The 17,198-nt window shown below is 69.9% G+C and carries 17 protein-coding genes; 6 read left to right on the forward strand and 11 right to left on the reverse strand.

Features of this window, described 5'->3' with window-relative positions; all coding sequences use genetic code 11:
• Positions 1-168: 168 nt before the first annotated feature.
• Positions 169-993: a tRNA (adenine-N1)-methyltransferase gene (locus B0293_RS19965; RefSeq protein WP_005150232.1), complete on the reverse strand. Its 825-nt coding sequence runs from the start codon at positions 991-993 to the stop codon at positions 169-171.
• 97 nt (positions 994-1,090) lie between these two features.
• Entirely contained in the window at positions 1,091-2,242 is a 1,152-nt protein-coding gene (locus tag B0293_RS19970; RefSeq protein WP_052014235.1) for a M50 family metallopeptidase, read from the reverse strand.
• Positions 2,243-2,370: 128 nt separating this feature from the next.
• Here B0293_RS19970 and B0293_RS19975 point away from each other — a divergent pair, with 128 nt between their 5' ends.
• The 3 genes from B0293_RS19975 to B0293_RS19985 all read left to right on the forward strand — a co-directional run bounded on the left by B0293_RS19975 (position 2,371) and on the right by B0293_RS19985 (position 5,062).
• Positions 2,371-3,264, forward strand: a complete 894-nt coding sequence (locus tag B0293_RS19975) for a RecB family exonuclease (protein ID WP_005150226.1) — start codon at positions 2,371-2,373, stop codon at positions 3,262-3,264.
• 9 nt (positions 3,265-3,273) lie between these two features.
• A complete protein-coding gene (locus B0293_RS19980; protein ID WP_005150224.1) occupies positions 3,274-4,059 on the forward strand; it encodes a thioesterase family protein in 786 nt (261 codons plus the stop codon).
• A gap of 67 nt (positions 4,060-4,126) precedes the next feature.
• On the forward strand, positions 4,127-5,062 hold the full coding sequence (locus B0293_RS19985; RefSeq protein ID WP_005150222.1) for a ParA family protein: 936 nt from the start codon (positions 4,127-4,129) through the stop codon (positions 5,060-5,062).
• Between the two features lie 76 nt (positions 5,063-5,138).
• On the opposite strand, the gene hisG is transcribed toward B0293_RS19985, so the two are convergent.
• The 5 genes from hisG to B0293_RS20010 all read right to left on the reverse strand — a co-directional run bounded on the left by hisG (position 5,139) and on the right by B0293_RS20010 (position 9,060).
• Positions 5,139-5,984, reverse strand: coding sequence for an ATP phosphoribosyltransferase (hisG, locus tag B0293_RS19990; RefSeq protein ID WP_005150220.1), 846 nt, complete (start codon positions 5,982-5,984; stop codon positions 5,139-5,141).
• A gap of 32 nt (positions 5,985-6,016) precedes the next feature.
• Positions 6,017-6,280, reverse strand: a complete 264-nt coding sequence (locus B0293_RS19995; RefSeq protein WP_005150217.1) for a phosphoribosyl-ATP diphosphatase — start codon at positions 6,278-6,280, stop codon at positions 6,017-6,019.
• Positions 6,281-6,352: 72 nt separating this feature from the next.
• Positions 6,353-6,844 (reverse strand): methylated-DNA--[protein]-cysteine S-methyltransferase, encoded by a 492-nt coding sequence (locus B0293_RS20000; protein ID WP_005150215.1) that lies wholly within the window; start codon positions 6,842-6,844, stop codon positions 6,353-6,355.
• A 16-nt stretch (positions 6,845-6,860) separates the two neighbouring features.
• Positions 6,861-8,324: a DNA-3-methyladenine glycosylase 2 family protein gene (locus B0293_RS20005; RefSeq protein ID WP_005150214.1), complete on the reverse strand. Its 1,464-nt coding sequence runs from the start codon at positions 8,322-8,324 to the stop codon at positions 6,861-6,863.
• Positions 8,325-8,379: 55 nt separating this feature from the next.
• Positions 8,380-9,060 (reverse strand): HAD family hydrolase, encoded by a 681-nt coding sequence (locus B0293_RS20010; RefSeq protein ID WP_005150211.1) that lies wholly within the window; start codon positions 9,058-9,060, stop codon positions 8,380-8,382.
• Between the two features lie 190 nt (positions 9,061-9,250).
• Here B0293_RS20010 and B0293_RS20015 point away from each other — a divergent pair, with 190 nt between their 5' ends.
• Positions 9,251-10,150, forward strand: coding sequence for a PAC2 family protein (locus B0293_RS20015; RefSeq protein WP_005150209.1), 900 nt, complete (start codon positions 9,251-9,253; stop codon positions 10,148-10,150).
• Positions 10,151-10,819: 669 nt separating this feature from the next.
• On the opposite strand, the gene B0293_RS20020 is transcribed toward B0293_RS20015, so the two are convergent.
• Genes B0293_RS20020 through B0293_RS20030 form a run of 3 tightly spaced genes read right to left on the reverse strand, consistent with a single transcriptional unit; the run spans position 10,820 to position 13,473 of the window.
• Entirely contained in the window at positions 10,820-11,644 is an 825-nt protein-coding gene (locus tag B0293_RS20020) for a metallophosphoesterase family protein (protein WP_005150206.1), read from the reverse strand.
• 15 nt (positions 11,645-11,659) lie between these two features.
• Positions 11,660-12,898 carry an MFS transporter gene (locus B0293_RS20025; protein WP_005150198.1) on the reverse strand — a complete coding sequence of 413 codons (1,239 nt, stop codon included), beginning with the start codon at positions 12,896-12,898 and terminating at the stop codon, positions 11,660-11,662.
• Complete coding sequence (locus B0293_RS20030) at positions 12,895-13,473, reverse strand: ArsR/SmtB family transcription factor (RefSeq protein WP_005150196.1); 579 nt, start codon at positions 13,471-13,473, stop codon at positions 12,895-12,897. Before B0293_RS20030 ends, B0293_RS20025 begins: the two co-directional genes overlap by 4 nt.
• 156 nt (positions 13,474-13,629) lie before the next feature.
• Here B0293_RS20030 and B0293_RS20035 point away from each other — a divergent pair, with 156 nt between their 5' ends.
• A complete protein-coding gene (locus B0293_RS20035) occupies positions 13,630-14,109 on the forward strand; it encodes a MarR family winged helix-turn-helix transcriptional regulator (RefSeq protein ID WP_005150195.1) in 480 nt (159 codons plus the stop codon).
• 150 nt (positions 14,110-14,259) lie between these two features.
• Positions 14,260-15,867: an ABC-F family ATP-binding cassette domain-containing protein gene (locus B0293_RS20040; RefSeq protein WP_005150194.1), complete on the forward strand. Its 1,608-nt coding sequence runs from the start codon at positions 14,260-14,262 to the stop codon at positions 15,865-15,867.
• Between the two features lie 48 nt (positions 15,868-15,915).
• On the opposite strand, the gene mshC is transcribed toward B0293_RS20040, so the two are convergent.
• A complete protein-coding gene (gene mshC, locus B0293_RS20045) occupies positions 15,916-17,154 on the reverse strand; it encodes a cysteine--1-D-myo-inosityl 2-amino-2-deoxy-alpha-D-glucopyranoside ligase (protein ID WP_039915092.1) in 1,239 nt (412 codons plus the stop codon).
• Positions 17,155-17,198 lie beyond the last annotated feature (44 nt).

The raw sequence follows: 17,198 nt of genomic DNA on the forward strand, positions 1-17,198 counted from the left end.
GCAACAACCGATTGAGACCGCCTGGCTTTCGCGACGCTTCGGTGCCTCCGCCGGCAAGAAGGCCGGTCCGTGAAGGCCTCCTTGAGGGACTCTGGGTCCCTCAAGGAGGTCTTCACGGACTCAGCACCCGACGGGGAGGGGCACCTCGGTCGGGCAGTATCGGTGGGGTCAGCCCTTGCCGGAGCGGCGGTGGACCCGCGGCGACACGGTCCCGTCCGCGAGGCGGCGCGCCGTCAGCAGGAACGCGGTGTGCGCCACCATCCGGTGATCCGGCCGCACCGCGAGGCTCACGACGTGCCAGGGCCGCATGAGCGTCTCCCAGGATTCCGGCTCGGTCCAGCACTGCTGGTCCCGCAAGGCTTCCGTGATCCGCGAAAGCTGTGTGACCGTCGCCACATAGACCGTGAGCACGCCGCCGGGCACCAGATGCGCCGCGACCGTCTCCAGCTGGTCCCAGGGCGCCAGCATGTCGAGGACGACGCGGTCGACCTCGCCGGTGTGCGTCGACAGGTCCGCGACCGTCAGCGACCAGTTGTCCGGTTTGTGGCCGAAGAACTTCTCCACGTTCCGTTCGGCGTGCTCGGCGTGGTCGTCCCGGATCTCGTAGGACTGCACGGTGCCTTCCGAACCGACCGCCCGCAGCAGCGAACAGGTCAGCGCGCCGGAGCCGGCGCCCGCTTCGAGCACCCGCGCACCCGGGAAGATGTCTCCCCACATCACGATCTGCGCGGCGTCCTTCGGGTAGATCACCTGCGCGCCGCGCGGCATGGACAACACGTAGTCCGGCAGCAGCGGGCGCAGCGCCAGATAGTGGCTGCCGCCCGCCGACGTGACGACCGAGCCTTCCTGCGCCCCGATCACGTCGTCGTGCGCCAGCGCGCCGCGATGGGTGTGATACTGCTGTCCCTCGGCGAGGACCATGGTGTAGTGCCGCCCCTTGGAGTCGGTCAGCTGAACCCGGTCACCAACATGAAACGGCCCTCGGACCGACACTGAACCTCCATACCCGCGAACTACTGAGCCCATGCGTCCTCGGCGGGAAAGAGTGCCTCGGACGGGACCACCGATCCTCGCAGGTGGCCGTACCGCGCTACGCCGGGGGTCGGCTCCGGGTCATCGCGGCGCGCAGGTCCTCGCGCCGGAGCACACCCGCGGGCCTGCCTTCGTCGTCCACGACGAGGAACTGCCACGCGGCGGTTTCCCGGACTCGCTCGGCGATCTCCTCCCCCGACTCCGAGGAAAGCAGCACGGTGTCGGCGCGGATCGGCTCCGCGGCCATCTCCGCGGGCGCGTGCGGCGACGTTCCGGCCAGATGCGCGGCGGCCGTCTCGTCGAGCAGTCCCGCCGCGACGCCGTCGGCACGCACCAGGACCACCCCGCGGCCCGCCGAAGCGGCCAGCGCGTCCGAGACGGGGCTTTCCGCGGGAAGCTGGAGAACGGGGCGGACGAGCTCGCTCAGCCGCACACCTTCGGGCCAGCCTCGACGCGTTTCGGCGGCGAGTTCGCTTCGCGCCCCGAGGATCACGAACCACGCCGTCACGACGCAGACCCCGAGCCGCAGCCAGCGGTCTTCGCTGCCCGCGGCCAGACCCCACAGCGCCCAGACGACCAGCCCCGCCGCGACGATGCCGCCACCGACGACCGCCGCCCGCGTGCCCTTCTCCCGGTGGCCCGTCGCCGCCCAGACCCCGGCGCGGACCAGGCGGCCGCCGTCGAGCGGGAGCCCTGGCAAGAGGTTGAAGATCCCGACGGCGAAGTTCGCGACGGCGCATTCGGCGATGAGCAGCCACGCCGCGCTCTCCGCCGGGACGGCGAACATGAGCAGCCCGCAGAAACCGCCGAGCAGCAACGAAACCACCGGTCCCGCAGCGGCGACGAGGCCTTCCTGCCGCGGCTGGCGGGGAGTCCTCGCGACCTCGGAAAGGCCACCGAGCAGGAACAGCCGCAGGCGCCGGACCGGGATGCCGAGCCGCAGCGCCACCAGGCAGTGCCCGAGTTCGTGCGCGAGCACCGAAAGTCCGAGAAGGACCGCGAACGCGGCCGCGAGCAGCCACGAGGTCAGCGTGGTCGCCCCGGGCAGGAGCCGTCCGACCAGTGGCGTGTAGAGCACGACGATGATGAGGGAGCCGATCCACCACGAAGGGGCCAGCAGCACCGGGATGCCGGAGACGCGGAACAGCAGGAGACCACCTTCCGGTGCCACGCCTCGTCGAGGCGGGCCCTGCTCACCCGTGACCGCCATGTGTCAGAGCGTAGATGCCTAGGTGTGGGGTACCGGTAACCCGCCCTGCCCGTCCGAGTGGTGTCGGTCATGCCACTCCGGTGCGTCGCGGTCCCGGAACTGTCGGTGCCCGGCGATACCCTCCCTGTATGCCCGACACCGACACGGTCACCGCCGATCCGCCGCCCGGCGCCGAAGTCCCGCGCCGTCGGCCGGCCCTGTCCCCGTCGCGTGCCAGCGACTTCAAGCAGTGCCCGCTGCTCTACCGCTTCCGCGCGGTGGACAGACTGCCCGAGATCCCGACGAAGGCCCAGCTCCGCGGCACGCTGGTGCATTCCGTGCTGGAGCGCCTGTTCTCCCTGCCGCAGGCCGATCGCACCCCTCCGCAGGCCAAGGAGCTGCTCGCGCCGGCGTGGGAGGACCTGTCCGCCGAACGTCCGGAGTGGATCGAGCTGTTCGACCAGGACGATCCCGAGGCCGTCACGTCGTGGCTCTCGTCGGCCGAGCAGCTCGTCGACACCTACTTCGGCCTCGAGGATCCGCGTCGGCTGGAGCCCGAGGCGTGCGAGCTGCACGTCGAGATCGAGCTGGGTTCCGGAGTGCTGCTTCGCGGCTACGTCGACAGGCTGGACGTGGCACCGACCGGCGAGATCCGTGTCGTCGACTACAAGACCGGCGCCGCGCCCCGCGAGATCGGCGAGGCCAAGGCGATGTTCCAGATGAAGTTCTACGCCGTGGTCCTCTGGCGGCTTCGCGGTGTCGTGCCGCGCCAGCTGAAACTGATGTACCTCACCGACGGCCAGTCCCTCGCCTACACGCCGGACGAGGGCGAGCTGATCCGCTTCGAGCGCACGCTGGAGGCGATCTGGCAGGCGATCCTCAAAGCGGGCAAGACCGGCGATTTCCGGCCCAATCCGAGCAAACTCTGCGCGTGGTGCGACCACCAGGCGCTCTGCCCGCAGTACGGCGGCACTCCCCCGCCGTACCCCGGCTGGCCCGAGCCGGATCCCGGCGAGGAGTCCGTATTGGACCGCGCGGACTAGGGTGCTGCTGTGACGGAAGCCTTCTACGTACCGGCCGGCGAGGGCCTCTACCTCCCGACCCAGCACACCGCGGGCCCGTGGACCCCGGACGCGCAGCACTTCGGGCCGCCTTCGGCGTTGCTGGTCCGCGCGCTCGAGGAGATCGAAGCGCCGCACGCGAGCCAGTTGGCGCGGGTGACGATCGAGATCCTCGGGCCCGCCCCGCTGAAGGAGCTTTCGGTGCGGGCCTGGGTGGAACGGCCGGGACGGTCGGTCGAGTGGCTGGAAGCCGAACTGTCCCACGGCGAGCGGGTCGTCGGCCGCGCCTCGGCGTGGCGGATCGCGACGTCGGACACCACCGCGGTGGCCACGGCGGAAGGGCCCGCCCTGCCACCGCCGGACGACCTCCCGACGTCGAACTGGCCGGAGGGCTGGCACGGCGGCTACCTCGACGCCGTCGAGTGGCGGCGAGTCAAGGGCGCGCTCGACGAGCCCGGTCCGGCGACGGTGTGGGGCCGCCAGCGCGTCGCCCTCGTGGACGGGGAGAAGCCGAGCGCGCTACAGCGGCTGTTCGTCCTGGCGGACTCCGGCAACGGGATTTCGAATTTTCTCGACCCGCGCGAGTGGTGGTTCATCAACTCCGAGCTGACCGTGCACCTGCGCCGCCCGCCGCTGGGCGACTGGATCGGCGTCGACGCGGCCACCCTGGTCGGCCCGAACGGCATCGGCACGGCGACCACGACCCTCCACGACGTCTCCGGCCCGATCGCCTCCGGAGCGCAGGCTCTTCTGGTGCGACCGCGACAGGCGGGCTGATAGACGCGCTTTCTCGGCGTGTTTCCAATAGCCTTCCCGGAACAACAGACACAGGGAGCGCTTCGGCATGCAGATCACCTCGGTGGTCAACCAGAAAGGCGGGGTCGGCAAGACCTCACTCAGCGTGGGCGCGGCGGCCGCTTTGGCCGAACGCGGCCGCCGGGTGCTGCTGATCGACCTCGACCCACAGGGCCACGCGACGACCGAACTCCTCGGGCTGGACGAAGTGGCCCCCGATATGCCCAGCCTGGCAAAAGCCCTGACCAAGGTGTGGAAGGGCCCGATCGAAGAACTCGCCGTGCGGCATCCGCGCAGCAACCTCGGCCGGGGTGGCGCGTTCGACGTCATCCCGACGTCGCCGGGAATGTTCGACCTGATCCGGCGGCTGGACCAGTTCCGTGTCCCCGGCTGGCAGCTGGCCAGGGTCATCCAGTTCGCGAACTACGACCACATCATCATCGACTGCCCGCCTGCCCTCGACGTGCTGACCAACAACGCGCTGGCTGCTTCGCACGGGATCCTGGTGCCGGTGCAGCCGGACCGGACGAGCATCCGGGCGCTACGCCTGCTTTCGGACCAGGTGCGTTACGTCGAACAGACCGTCGGCCGTCCGCCGATCGCTTACTACGGCCTGGTTCCGGGGCTGTACCGCCGCCCGGTCTCGCATTACGCGGCGGCCGCGTTGCAGGAGCTGTACTCGTTCGGGATCCCGATGTTGTCGCACGTCCCGCTCGGCGTGGTGATGAACGAGGCGGCCGCGCACGGCGTGCCGGTGACGACATACGCGCCGGAAACCCTGCAAGCGCTGTCGTTCCGTGAGATCGCGGAAACGCTGGACGGATACGCGACGAACCACCCCGCCCCGGCGATCGTGCCCGCGGACGAGGAGTTCGTCTTCGAGGACTTCATCACCGAGGTCTCGGTGACGCGCAGCGCCAACGACAACGGCGCCCGGAAGCGGCTCTACGACCTCATGCCCAAGAAGCCGAACCGGCCCCGATAGCGAAACCCCGGAACGCGCGTGAAGGCCCCCTTCCCTCGGCTGAGTCGAGGGAAGGCGGCCTTCACGCGTAACCGGCTTAGAGGCGGCAGGCCCGGATGTCCGAGGCCAAGATGGCCTTCGCGCCGGTCTCGGCGAGTTCGTCCATGATCCGGTTGACCTCCTTGCGCGGCACCATCGCCCGCACGGCGACCCAGTCCGCGTCGGCGAGCGGCGCGACGGTCGGCGATTCGAGGCCCGGGGTGATCGCGATGGACGCGTCGAGCAGCGAACGCGGGCAGTCGTAGTCCAGCATCATGTAGTGCTGGGCGAACACGACACCCTGCAGCCGCGCCTTCAGCTGGTCCTTGGGCCGGGTGTGCTCGGTCCCCGCCCGCTGGAGCAGCACCGCCTCCGATACGCAGATCGGATCGCCGAAGGCCACGAGGTTGTGCTGGCGCAGCGAACGCCCGGACTCGACGACGTCGGCGATGGCGTCGGCCACCCCGAGCTGGATCGAGATCTCGACGGCGCCGTCGAGGCGGATGACCTCCGCCTCCACCCCGCGCTGCTTCAGGTTCTCCCGCACGAGCCTCGGGTACGACGTCGCGAGCCGCTTGCCCTGGAGGTCTTCGACCTGCCAGTCCCGGCCCGAGGGCGCGGCGTACCGGAAGGTGGACCCGCCGAAGCCGAGGCCGAGGATCTCCTCGACCGGGGCGCCGGAGTCGAGCGCCAGGTCGCGGCCGGTGATGCCGAGGTCCAGTTCGCCGGATCCGACGTAGATCGCGATGTCCTTGGGGCGCAGGAAGAAGAACTCGACCTCGTTGACCGCGTCCAGCACGGTCAGATCGCGGGCCTCATGTCGCTTGCGGTAGCCGGCCTCGCCGAGCATCTCCGACGCGGCGGCGGCGAGGGCTCCCTTGTTCGGCACGGCGACACGCAGCATTGCTTCTCCTTGGTTCTCCGGACGCGGACGCGTCACAGGTACCGGTACACGTCCTCTTTCGACAGGCCTCGGCCGATCATCAGCACCTGCAACCGGTACAGCAGCTGTGAAATCTCCTCCGCGAGCCTATCGTCGGATTCGTGCTCGGCGGCGATCCACACCTCGCCCGCTTCTTCGAGCACCTTCTTGCCCTGTGCGTGCACTCCCGCGTCCAGCGCGGCGACGGTGCCGGAACCGTCGGGGCGCGTACGGGCGCGCTCGGTAAGCTCGGCGAACAGCTCATCGAAGGTCTTCACAGTCTGGAGATCTTTCCATCCGCGCTCGCGTCGCGCTGCCCCGGGCCGGTGTGTTGCCGCCGGAATCACACCTCAAAACAGCGCCGCCCCGCCACGCTCGAAGTCGAGCAGGTGCCGCTTCCGTTCGACGCCGCCGCCGTAACCGGTCAGATCACCGTTGGAGCCGATCACGCGATGACACGGCACGATGATGCCGATCGGGTTCTTCCCGTTCGCGAGCCCGACGGCGCGCGACGCGGTGGGCTTGCCGAGCCGGTCGGCGAGTTCGCCGTAGGAGACCGTCTCGCCATACGGGATCCCGAGCAGTCCTTCCCAGACCATCCGCTGGAACTCGGTGCCGCCGAAGCTCAGCGGAAGATCGAAGTCCGTCCGCTGACCGGCGAAGTACTCCTTCAGCTGTTTCCCGGTCTCCATGAAGATCGGCGCGCCCGGATCCGGGTGGCCGAAGGTCTCCTCGGCAGGCCGGTGCCGCTGCTGAACCATGTACAGGCCGCAGAGGCTCTCGCCGTCCGCGACCAGGGTCAGCCGGTCGTACGGGCTGTCGATGACGGTGTGCGTGCGCATGGACGCTCCTCGGAACTCAGGCGGCGGGCAGCCGGTTGATCGGGTGGTCCCCGGTCGCCCAGAGGTGTTGGACGGCGTAGGCGCGCCACGGGCGCCAGTGCTCGGCGTGCGCGGCGAACGCGGCCGGGGTGAGCCCGAGCCCCTTCGCGGCGATCTTGACGCCGAGGTCGGTCGGCAGGAACGCGTCCGGGTCGCCGAGCGAGCGCATCGCGATGCTCTCGACGGTCCACGGGCCGAAACCGGGCAACGCGTGCAGCCGCTCCCTGGCGCGCTGCCAGTCGCTGCCCGCGCCGAGGTCGAGTTCGCCGTCGTTCAGCTCGGCGACGAGACCGAGCAGAGTCCGCTTGCGGCTCTGCGGCATCGCGAGGCTCTCCGGGTCGATCTCCGCGAGCGCGGCGGCGTCCGGGAAGACGTGGGTGAGACCGCCCTCCGGATCGTCGACGGGCTCGCCGTGCGCGAGGACCAGCCGGGCGGCGTGGGTGCGAGCGGCGGCGGTGGACACCTGCTGGCCCAGGACGGCCCGGACGGCGAACTCGTCGCCGTCGACCGTCCTCGGCACCCTCCTGCCCGGTGCGGCGGCCACGAGCGGCCCGAGCAACCCGTCCGCGACCAAGGCCTCGTCGACCGCGACCGGGTCGGCGTCGAGGTCGAGCAGGCGGCGGCAGCGGCTGATCGCGGTCGAGAGGTCCCGCAGGTCCGCCAGGGTGAGCCGGCAGCCGATGTGGCCGTCTTCGGGTTTGAGCGCGACGACGGCAGGACCGTGCGGCAACCGCAGCGTCCGCCGGTACGCGCCGTCGTGCCATTCCTCGACACCGGGGACGCCGGTCGCGACCAGATGCCCGAAGAGGTTGTCCGGGAACAACGGCTTGCGGTACGGCAAGCGCAGATTCAGCGTCCCTGGCGCGGTCGCCGGCGCGGTGCGGACGCGGGCCCGAAGCTCGGTCGGGGACAGCGCGAAGACCTCGCGGACGGTGTCGTTGAAGGTCCGGACGCTGCCGAACCCCGCGGCGAGGGCGACGTCGATCATCGACAGGCCGGTCGTCTCGATCAGCAGCCGTGCCGTCTGCGCGCGCTGCGCGCGGGCGAGGCTGAGCGGGCCCGCGCCGAGTTCGGCGCGCACGTGCCGCTCGACCTGCCGGACGCTGTAGCCCAGCCGGGCGGCCAGCCCGCTCACGCCGTCGGTGTCGACGACGCCGTCGGCGATCAGCCGCATCGCCCTGGCCACCAGGTCCGCCCGCTCGTTCCATTGCGGCGAACCGGGGCTCGCGTCCGGGCGGCACCGTTTGCAGGCGCGGAACCCGGCCTCCTGAGCGGCCGCCGCGCTCGGGTAGAACGACATGTTCTCCGGTTTGGGCGGGACGACGGGGCAGCTCGCCCGGCAGTAGATCCGCGTCGTCAGGACGGCGGTGAAGAACCAGCCGTCGAACCGGGCGTCCTTCGCCTGGACCGCCCGTACGCAGCGCTCGAAATCCTCATGCACCGGGCAAGCATCACCGACTCCGCCACCCAGGTCTAGCGGAAATGCGACATGGCGGTCAGGGCAGGAGCGCGGTCAGCGTGGGCACGTCGAGGCCGACCAGCGACGAGCGGAACACCCGCCGCTCTCCCGGTTCGACGTCGACGTCGTTCGGGATCACCACGACCGTGCAGCCCGCCGCCTCGGCGGATGCCGCGCCCGGCGGGGAATCCTCGATCGCGACGCACCGGGAAGCGGGGACTCCCAGCAACTCCGTCGCCAGCCGATAGGGCCGCGCGTCCGGCTTGTTCAGACCATCGACCTCGTCGCCGCAGACGGTGGCGGCGAAGTACTCGCGGCCGATCGTGTTGAGCGCGAGTTCGGTCAGCGACCGTTCGGTGGAGGTGACCAGCGCCATCGGGACACCCTTGGTGCGCAACAGTTCGAGCAGTTCCTGCGCGCCGGGGCGCCACGGGAGAGGGCCGTCGAAGAGGTTGGCGGTCCGCTTGCGGATCCACTCCCCCATCTCCGCGATCGACTCGGGGGTGACGGGTTTTCCGCACACTTCCAGCAGGAACGCGGCCGTGTCGTCCATATTGGACCCGACGAGACTCAGGCGCTGCTCCTCGGTCAGCGTGCCGCCGAGTGTTTCGACGGCCTCGTAGAGGGCGACGTCCCACAGCTTCTCCGAGTCGACCAGCGTGCCGTCCATATCCCACAGCACGGCGGCGAGTCCGTCCAGTGTGGACGGTTCGGTCACGGCTCCCCCTCATGATCGGGTCCTGCACGATCCAACGTTCCGTACCCCACGGTAGCCGAGCCTCGATCACACCCACGCCGAGGCATCGCGCCTGAATTGTCGCGGTAGGGAACATCTGCGTAGTTCGCCCTGAGCGAAGGCGATCGGACATGCTCAACGGTGAATACCCGCCTGGTCGTAGGCTGGTCCGGTGAGTGAGCCCGTCGACGAGACCCAGCGGCCCGGCCGCGACCACCCGGATGACACCAAGCCGATCATGATCGTCGCCTTCGAAGGATGGAACGACGCAGGTGACGCGGCCAGCCGGGCGGTCGAGCATCTTCAGCTCAACTGGGATGCGACCCCGCTGAGCGAGCTGAGTCCGGACGAGTACTACGACTTCCAGGTGAGCAGACCGACCGTGCGCATGGTGGACGGTGTCACCCGAAGGGTCGACTGGCCGACCACGCGGCTCTCGGTGTGCCGCCCGGAGGGCCTCAGCCGGGACATCGTGCTGGTCCAGGGACCCGAACCGAACATGCGCTGGCGCGCCTTCTGCGCCGAGCTGCTGGAGCACATCCAGCAACTGGACGTGGCCACCGTCGTCACCCTCGGCGCGCTGTTGGCCGACACCGCGCACACCCGGCCCGTCCCGGTCACCGGGACGGCGTACGACAAGGACACCGCTTCGCAGTTCGGCCTGGAGCTGAACAACTACCAGGGCCCGACCGGCATCGTCGGGGTCCTGCAGGACTACTGCGTGCAGGCGGGCGTCCCGGCCGTGTCGATCTGGGCGGCCGTGCCGCACTACGTCTCGCATCCGCCGTCACCCAAGGCCACGCTGGCGCTGCTGCACAAGCTTGAGGACGTCCTCGACGTCGAGATCCCGCTCGGCGCCCTTCCCGAGCAGGCCGAGGAGTGGCAGCGGACGGTCACCGAGATGGCCGAAGAGGACGAGGAGATCAGCGAGTACGTCCGGGGGCTCGAGGAGCGCGGCGACGCGGAGACCGAGTTCACGCTCGACGACGTGAGCGGGGACAAGATCGCGGCCGAGTTCGAGCGGTACCTGCGGCGCCGTCGTCCCGGGCAGGACGGTCCCGGACGCGGCTGAGGTCTCGTGAGTGGTAAGTCGCGTTAGAGCGGACCGGTCTTTACCTACCCTCGCCTGAACTGCGCGAGGGTGGCGGTTCGGCGGTTTCCGGGGCTCGACGATGAAGGAATTGGGACGTTGAACGTCCCGATTCCTTCATCGTCATTCCTGCATGGTCGCACGGTGTCGCCCGGCTTCGGAGCTTGATCAACGGAGGATCCGGGACACTCCGCGTCCCCGATCCTCCGTTGATCAAGATCGCGCCGGTCACGACCGGTGACAGACGACGTCACGGGGGAAGATTCCGGACGTTCAACGGCCGGAATCCTCCCCCGTCGACCACACCGATGGGTAGGTAAATACGAGTCCGTTAGAACGCGACTCACCACTCACGACCCACACGACAGGGCGGCCGGGTCAGTGGCTCCGCGCGACCGGTCCGGTCGCGAAGGGAGCCTTCACCGCATCGCATGCGAGGAAGGCTCCCTTCAGCCCGAGGAACAGGGGCGGTGAGTGGCCGGTCGAGCGGGTCGTGAGTGGTAAGTCGCGTTAGAACACCACTTACCACTCACGACCACCTGGACCGGCCCAGCGCGCTCTGGCGAGAGTTGGTGTTGCGAAAGCCACGTTCGCAACCTTCAGCGTTGCGAACGTGGCTTTCACAACGCCGACCGGCGAGACCAACCCACCCTAGAAGATGCGGCGCAGCGGAATCGGTCCCCTCGCCCGCTTCCGCCACTCACGCGGATAGCCGAGCGAGACCTCTTCGAAGCGCACCCCGTCCGCCTCGGTGGAGCGCGGGATGTGGAGGTGCCCGTAGACGGCGACCTCCGCCCGGAACCGGCGGTGCCAGTCCTCGGTCTCGGTCGTCCCGCACCACAGCGCGAACTCCGGGAAGTACAGCGGCGCGGTCGGATGCCGGTGCAGCGGCCAGTGCGACATCAGGATCGTCCCGTGGTCCTCGGGGATCGCCTCCAGCCGCTCTGTGCTGATCTTCACCCGGTCGGCGCACCAAGCCTGCCGGCTCGGGTACGGGTCGGGATGCAGGAAGAACTCGTCCGTGCACAACACCCCCGCCTCGCGCGCCTGCTCGATGGCGGTGAGCATCGGCAGCCCTTCGGCCGCGGGAGTCCGCCAGCTGTAGTCGTACAGCACGAACAGCGGGGCGATCGTGAGCGGCTTCTCCTGGTGTTCCCACACCGGATACGGGTCTTCCGGGGTGAGGACGTCGATCTCCTGGCACCGCTCGACCAGATGCTCGTAACGCGCCTGGCCCCGGAGCTGGCATTCGTCCTTCTGGGTGGTCCACAGCTCGTGGTTGCCGGGCACCCAGACGACCTTCGCGAAGCGTTCGCGCAAGGTCTTGAGCACCCCGATCACGGATTCGGCGCGTTCGGCGACGTCACCGGCCACGAGCAGCCAGTCGTCGGGGGTCCGGGGGACGACCTCGTCGACGAGCGGGGCGTTGCCCTCATGGGTGACGTGGAGGTCGCTGGTGGCGAAGAGATGCGGCACTCCACCACCGTAGCTTCACTCGGACCGGCGAACCGCCAGAACCGCATGGCCGCGTAATCGGCCCGACGCCGACACGCCCAGGACGACCAGCGCCGAGACGGTGTGCAGACCGGCTTGGACGTTCAGCAGGACACCGCTGCCCAGCGTTGTCACCAGCCCGCCCGCCAGCAGCGCGCCCAGTGCGGTGAACCCTGCGGTCCCGGCGAACACGGTGCTCAGGACGCGGCCGGACCGTTCCGGCGACGCGGTCGTCTGGACCAGGGAGAGCAGACCGGACCCCGCCAGTACCCCGGGGGCACCGACCAGTCCGAAGAGTCCGACGAAGACGCCCAGAGACGCGGTCAGCGCGGGCAGGTTCCAGATCACCGCCGACAGCAGACCGAGCGCGAGCCCGCCCCAGCCGAGCAGGGCGGTGGGCGCGACCTTGCGGGCGACGGTGGCGACGGCGAACCCCGCCGCCAGCCCGCCGAGCGCCTGCACACCTCGCAGCAGGCCGACGTCGCCTTCGGTGCCCTTGAGGATGTCGAGCACGAAGACCACGAACAGCACCAGGAACATTCCCTGAGCCAGCGAGGTCAGCACCACCACGACTCCGGCGAGGCGAAGGCGTCCTTCGCGGCCGATCTCGCGAAGCCCGTCGATCCAGGCTCGCAGCACCGGCTCGTGCGGTCCTGCCTCGACCGGAGCGGCGGCCCTCCGGAACGGGCGCATCAGCAGGGCCGAACCGATGACCAGCACGCCGAGGTACGCGACCACGACCCAGCCGAGGCCACCGAAACCGAGCAGGAGACCGCCTGCCCAGCCCCCGGCGAGACGCGCGACGCTGCCGTTGATGCTCATGAGGCCGTTGGCACCGATCAACTCGTCCGGGGCGATCAGTTCCGGCACGAGCGCGTTGCGGGCGGGCTCGAACAGCGAGGCCAGACCCGCCTGTGCGGCCATGACCCCGTAGATCACGAACGCCGGGCCGCCGGAGGCGACGAACAGCAGCGGCAGCGCCACGAACGCCTGTCCCGCGCACACCACGCACAGCACCAGCCGCCGGTTCCAGCGGTCCGCCACGACGCCGGCGATCGGGCTGAGCAACACCGCGGGCAGCAGACCGAGGACGATGCTCAACGCGGTGGTGGCCGCCGAACCGGTGGTCTGGAAGATGAACACCGGCAGCGCGATCTGCAGCATCCACTCGGCGTTCTCGGAGAAGAAGGCGGCGATCCACAGCCGCGCGAAGGCGGGTTCTCTCAGCGGCTTCATGCGCTCGGCTTCCCTTCGGCGTCGATGCGAAGGAACGCCCGCAGTCCCAAGTGGACCGGCAGGGCGCCCGCGGGGGCGTCTTCACGGATCGCGCCGACGTAAGGCCGCACGAGCGCGTCGATCCTCCTGGCCAGTTCGTCCAGTTCGGCCGCGGTCACTCGCAGCGAGTAGTTGTTGATCCCCGACGCGTCCCGCCATTCCTTGTCGAGCCGGTCGGCGGCGTCGAGGTAGCGCTCGGTCAGCTCCTTTTCCCGCGCCAGGGTGGTACCCACGACCGCCAGCTGTGCCCCGTGCAGCTCCGGGTCGTCGCCGAACTCGATGCCGACCTGACAAGCGCGCCAGGGCCGCTCTCGCCCGTCCTCCCCCTCGACCCGCTCCACGAGACCGTGCTGGGCCAGCTGACGCAGGTGCCAGCTGCAGTTCGAGGCGGTCGAGCCGACCGCGGCCGCGCACTCGCTCGCGGTCCGCGGGCCGACCGCCATCAGGTGGTCCACCAGCGCCGACCGCAGCGGATGCGCCAGCGCCCGCATCAGCTCCACGTCCTCGATCCGCTTGCGCGGCGGCAACCCCGTCATCGACCCGATCCAATCTGAAAGACTTCTTTCGAAAGTTCTCTTTCAGATTCACAGGTGACCTCGAAGATGTCAAGAAACCCCTCCCGATACCCTTGCCCAGACAGTTGCTGCGTAGCGCAGTAACTGTCTGAATCAGCTACTGCACGAAGGAAGCACATGCCTGACCAGCGAGAACTCGCCACCGCGGCGGCTTTGGAGATCCCCCGGTTCGTCAGCGCGACCGTCCTGTTCCAGACGGCCATGGCGGAGCGGCTCGGGATCAGCCCCACCGAGCTGCACGGGCTCCAGCTGGTCATCAGCGGTGCCGCGACCTCGCCGACCCAGCTGGCGCGAGCGCTCGGCATGACCACCGGCGCGGTGACCCGGATGCTCGACCGCATGGAGGCGCGGCGCCTGGTCGAACGCGTCCCCGATCCCGCCGACCGCCGCCGCCTCGCGGTGCGCCCGCTCCCCGACCGGCTGGACGACGTCGCCGACCTCTACTCCCCCATGGCCCGGTTCTTCGGCGACCGGCTCGCCAGGCTCGACCGGCGTCAGCTCGCCGCGCTTCTCGGCGTCCTGACCGACGGACGCGCCTTCGCCGAACAGGAGGCCACACGGCTGCGATCCGGATCCCGGAAAGAAGGGGTTGACTAACGCTACACGGGTTGCGTTAGACTGCTCGCATCATGGACAACTGACATCGCGCCTTCCCCGTTTCCGAGGCGGCTTCGGTCGAGCACCGCTCCCGTAAGCCACGACGCCCGGCGGGGATCCCTCATGTCCGAAGAAGCACGGTGATGTCGTATGTCTCTTTCCTTGATCGCCAAAGACCTCGTCCACTCCTACGGCGCCCGTGTCGTGCTCGACGGCGTGAACCTCACCGCTTCGGCCGGGCAACGGCTCGGCCTGGTCGGTGAGAACGGCGTCGGCAAGTCCACGCTCCTGAGGTTGCTGGCCGGGGTGGAAGAGCCGCACGGCGGCGAGGTCCTGCGTGGCGACGACCTCGGGTTCCTCTTGCAGGAACTGCCTTTCCCGCTGACGGCGCGGTTCTCCGACGTCATCGACGACGCGCTCGCCGAGATCCGGCAAGCGTCGGCGAGACTCGACGAACTGACCGAAGCGCTCGCGGAACACCCGGACGACGCGGCGGTGCTCGACGAGTACGGCAGCGTGCTCGAATGGGCCCAGGCGCACGATCTCTGGGACGCCGACCGGCGGGCCGAGGTCGTGTGCGCGGGCCTCGGGCTCGCCGGGATCGACCCGGCTCGCGAACTGGGCACGTTGTCGGGCGGGCAGCGGTCACGGCTCGGCCTCGCCGCGCTGCTGATCCGGCGGCCGGGCACGCTCGTCCTGGACGAGCCGACGAACCACCTCGACGACGCCGCGATGGAGTTCCTGGAGCAGCATCTCGCGTCGCTGACCGGTGTCCTCGTGCTGTCGTCGCACGATCGCGTGTTCCTCGACGCGGTGTGCACCGACATCGTCGACCTCGACCCGGCGCTGGGCGGCCCGACCAGGTACGGCGGCGCGTATTCCGACTACCTGGACCAGAAACGGGCCGAACGGGCGCGCTGGGAACAGCGCTTCGCCGAGGAGCAGGACGAACTGAAGGAACTGCGCGAATCGGTGGCCGTCACCGCGCGCAACGTCGCGCACAACCGGCCGCAGCGCGACAACGCCAAGATGCTCTACGACTTCAAGACCGGGAGGGTGCAGAAGCAGGTCTCACGCCGGGTCCGCAACGCGCAGCTGCGGCTGGACGAGCTGGAACGCGACCAGGTGCGGAAACCACCCGCGCCCCTGCGGTTCCAGGGCGATCTGACCGGCGAACCCGGGGAGGGCAAGACGGCGATCTCGGTACGGGACATCGAGATCGCCGGGCGGCTGCGGCTGGCGACGCTCGACATCACGACGACGTCGAGGCTCCTGATCACCGGCGGGAACGGCGCCGGGAAGTCGACGCTGCTGTCGGTCCTCGCCGGCTCGCTGGCACCGGATTCCGGGACCGTCCTTTCCGGACGCGGGGTGCGGATCGGCATGCTGGCACAGGATGTCGCGTTCGCCGAGCCGGAGAAGACGGCGCAGCGGACCTACGCCGAGGCTCTCGGCGAGGGCGCTCCCCCGTTGCGCGGGCTGGGCCTGCTGGCCCCGCGTGATCTCGGGACCCGGGTCGGCGCGCTGTCGGTCGGGCAACGGCGACGGCTCGCGCTGGCCTTGCTGATCGCCGATCCGCCGGAGGTGCTCCTGCTGGACGAGCCGACGAACCACATCTCGCTCACCTTGGCCGAGGAGTTGTTCGCCGCTCTCGAATCGGCGCCCGGTGCCGTCGTCATCGCTTCTCATGATCGGTGGCTGCGACGGGACTGGGCGGGCGACCACCTCCGGCTGGAAGCCGGTCGCGTCGCCGTGTAGGGCGTTATACGCACTGCTGGGGCGGATCCGTCCGCCCCAGCAGTGCGTTCAGAGCTCGATGCCGAGCAGCGCGTCGACCGCGTTCCGGATCAGGCCGGGCGCCGCCGGGTCGGTCCCGGACCGGTTCAGGGCCTGCTCCGCCCACGCGTCGACGGCCGCGAGCGCCTTGGGCGTGTCGAGGTCGTCGGTGAGGTGGTCACGCAGGCGCGCCACGGTGTCCTCCGCGGCCGGGCCGGTGCCGAGGGAGACGGCCTCACGCCAGCGGGCGAGCCGGTCTTCGGCTTCCGTGCGCAGCTGCGCGGTCCACGGCCGGTCCTCGCGGTAGTGGCCGGCGAACAGCGCGAGCCGGATCACGCCCGGGTCGACCTTGTCGGCGCGCAGCCGCGAGACGAACACCAGGTTCCCGCGCGACTTCGACATCTTCTCGCCGTCGAGGCCGATCATCCCGGCATGCACGTAATGCCGCGCGAAGGGGCGGTCCCCCGCGACGGCCTCCGCGTGCGCGGCGCTGTACTCGTGGTGCGGGAAGATCAGGTCCGAGCCGCCGCCCTGGACGTCGAAGCCGAGACCGAGGCGGTTGACCGCGATCGCGCTGCATTCGATGTGCCAGCCGGGGCGTCCCGCGCCCAGTTCGGACTCCCACGACGGCTCGCCCGGCCGCGCCATCCGCCACAGCAGCGCGTCGAGCGGGTGCTGCTTGCCCGGCCGGTCCGGGTCACCGCCGCGTTCGGCGAAGAACTTGGCCATGGTCTCGGCGTCGTAGTTCGACTCCGAACCGAAGTGCCCGGTCGCGTTGTGGTCGAAGTAGATGTCCGGGTACTCCGCGTCGTCCGCGCGGTACGCGCTGCCGTTCGCCAGCAGCTTCGCGATGACCTCGACGATCTCCGGGATGCTCTCGACGGCCCCGACGAACTGCCGCGGCGGCAGCACCCGCAACGCGGTCATGTCCTCACGGAACAACGCCGTCTCGCGCATGCCGAGGACGACCCAGTCGTCCTTGTCCCGCTCCGCCCGCTCCAGCAGGGGCTCGTCGATGTCCGTCACGTTCTGCACGTAGTGGACGTCGTGCCCGGCGTCCCGCCAGAGGCGGTTCACCAGGTCGAACGTCAGGTACGTGGCGGCGTGCCCCAGATGGGTGGCGTCGTACGGCGTGATGCCGCAGACGTACATCCGGGCGGTGGACCCGGGCGCGGTGGGGCGGATCTGCCCCGTCGCGGTGTCGTGGAGCCGCAGCGGACGGGGGGTGCCGGGGATACGGGGCACGTCGACCGATGACCAAGTCTGCATACCCCGACTGTAAGCGGAGCCTCGGCGCCGTTCCCGTCCGGTGG

This window comes from Amycolatopsis azurea DSM 43854 (assembly GCF_001995215.1).
GTDB classification, from domain to species: Bacteria; Actinomycetota; Actinomycetes; order Mycobacteriales; family Pseudonocardiaceae; genus Amycolatopsis; species Amycolatopsis azurea.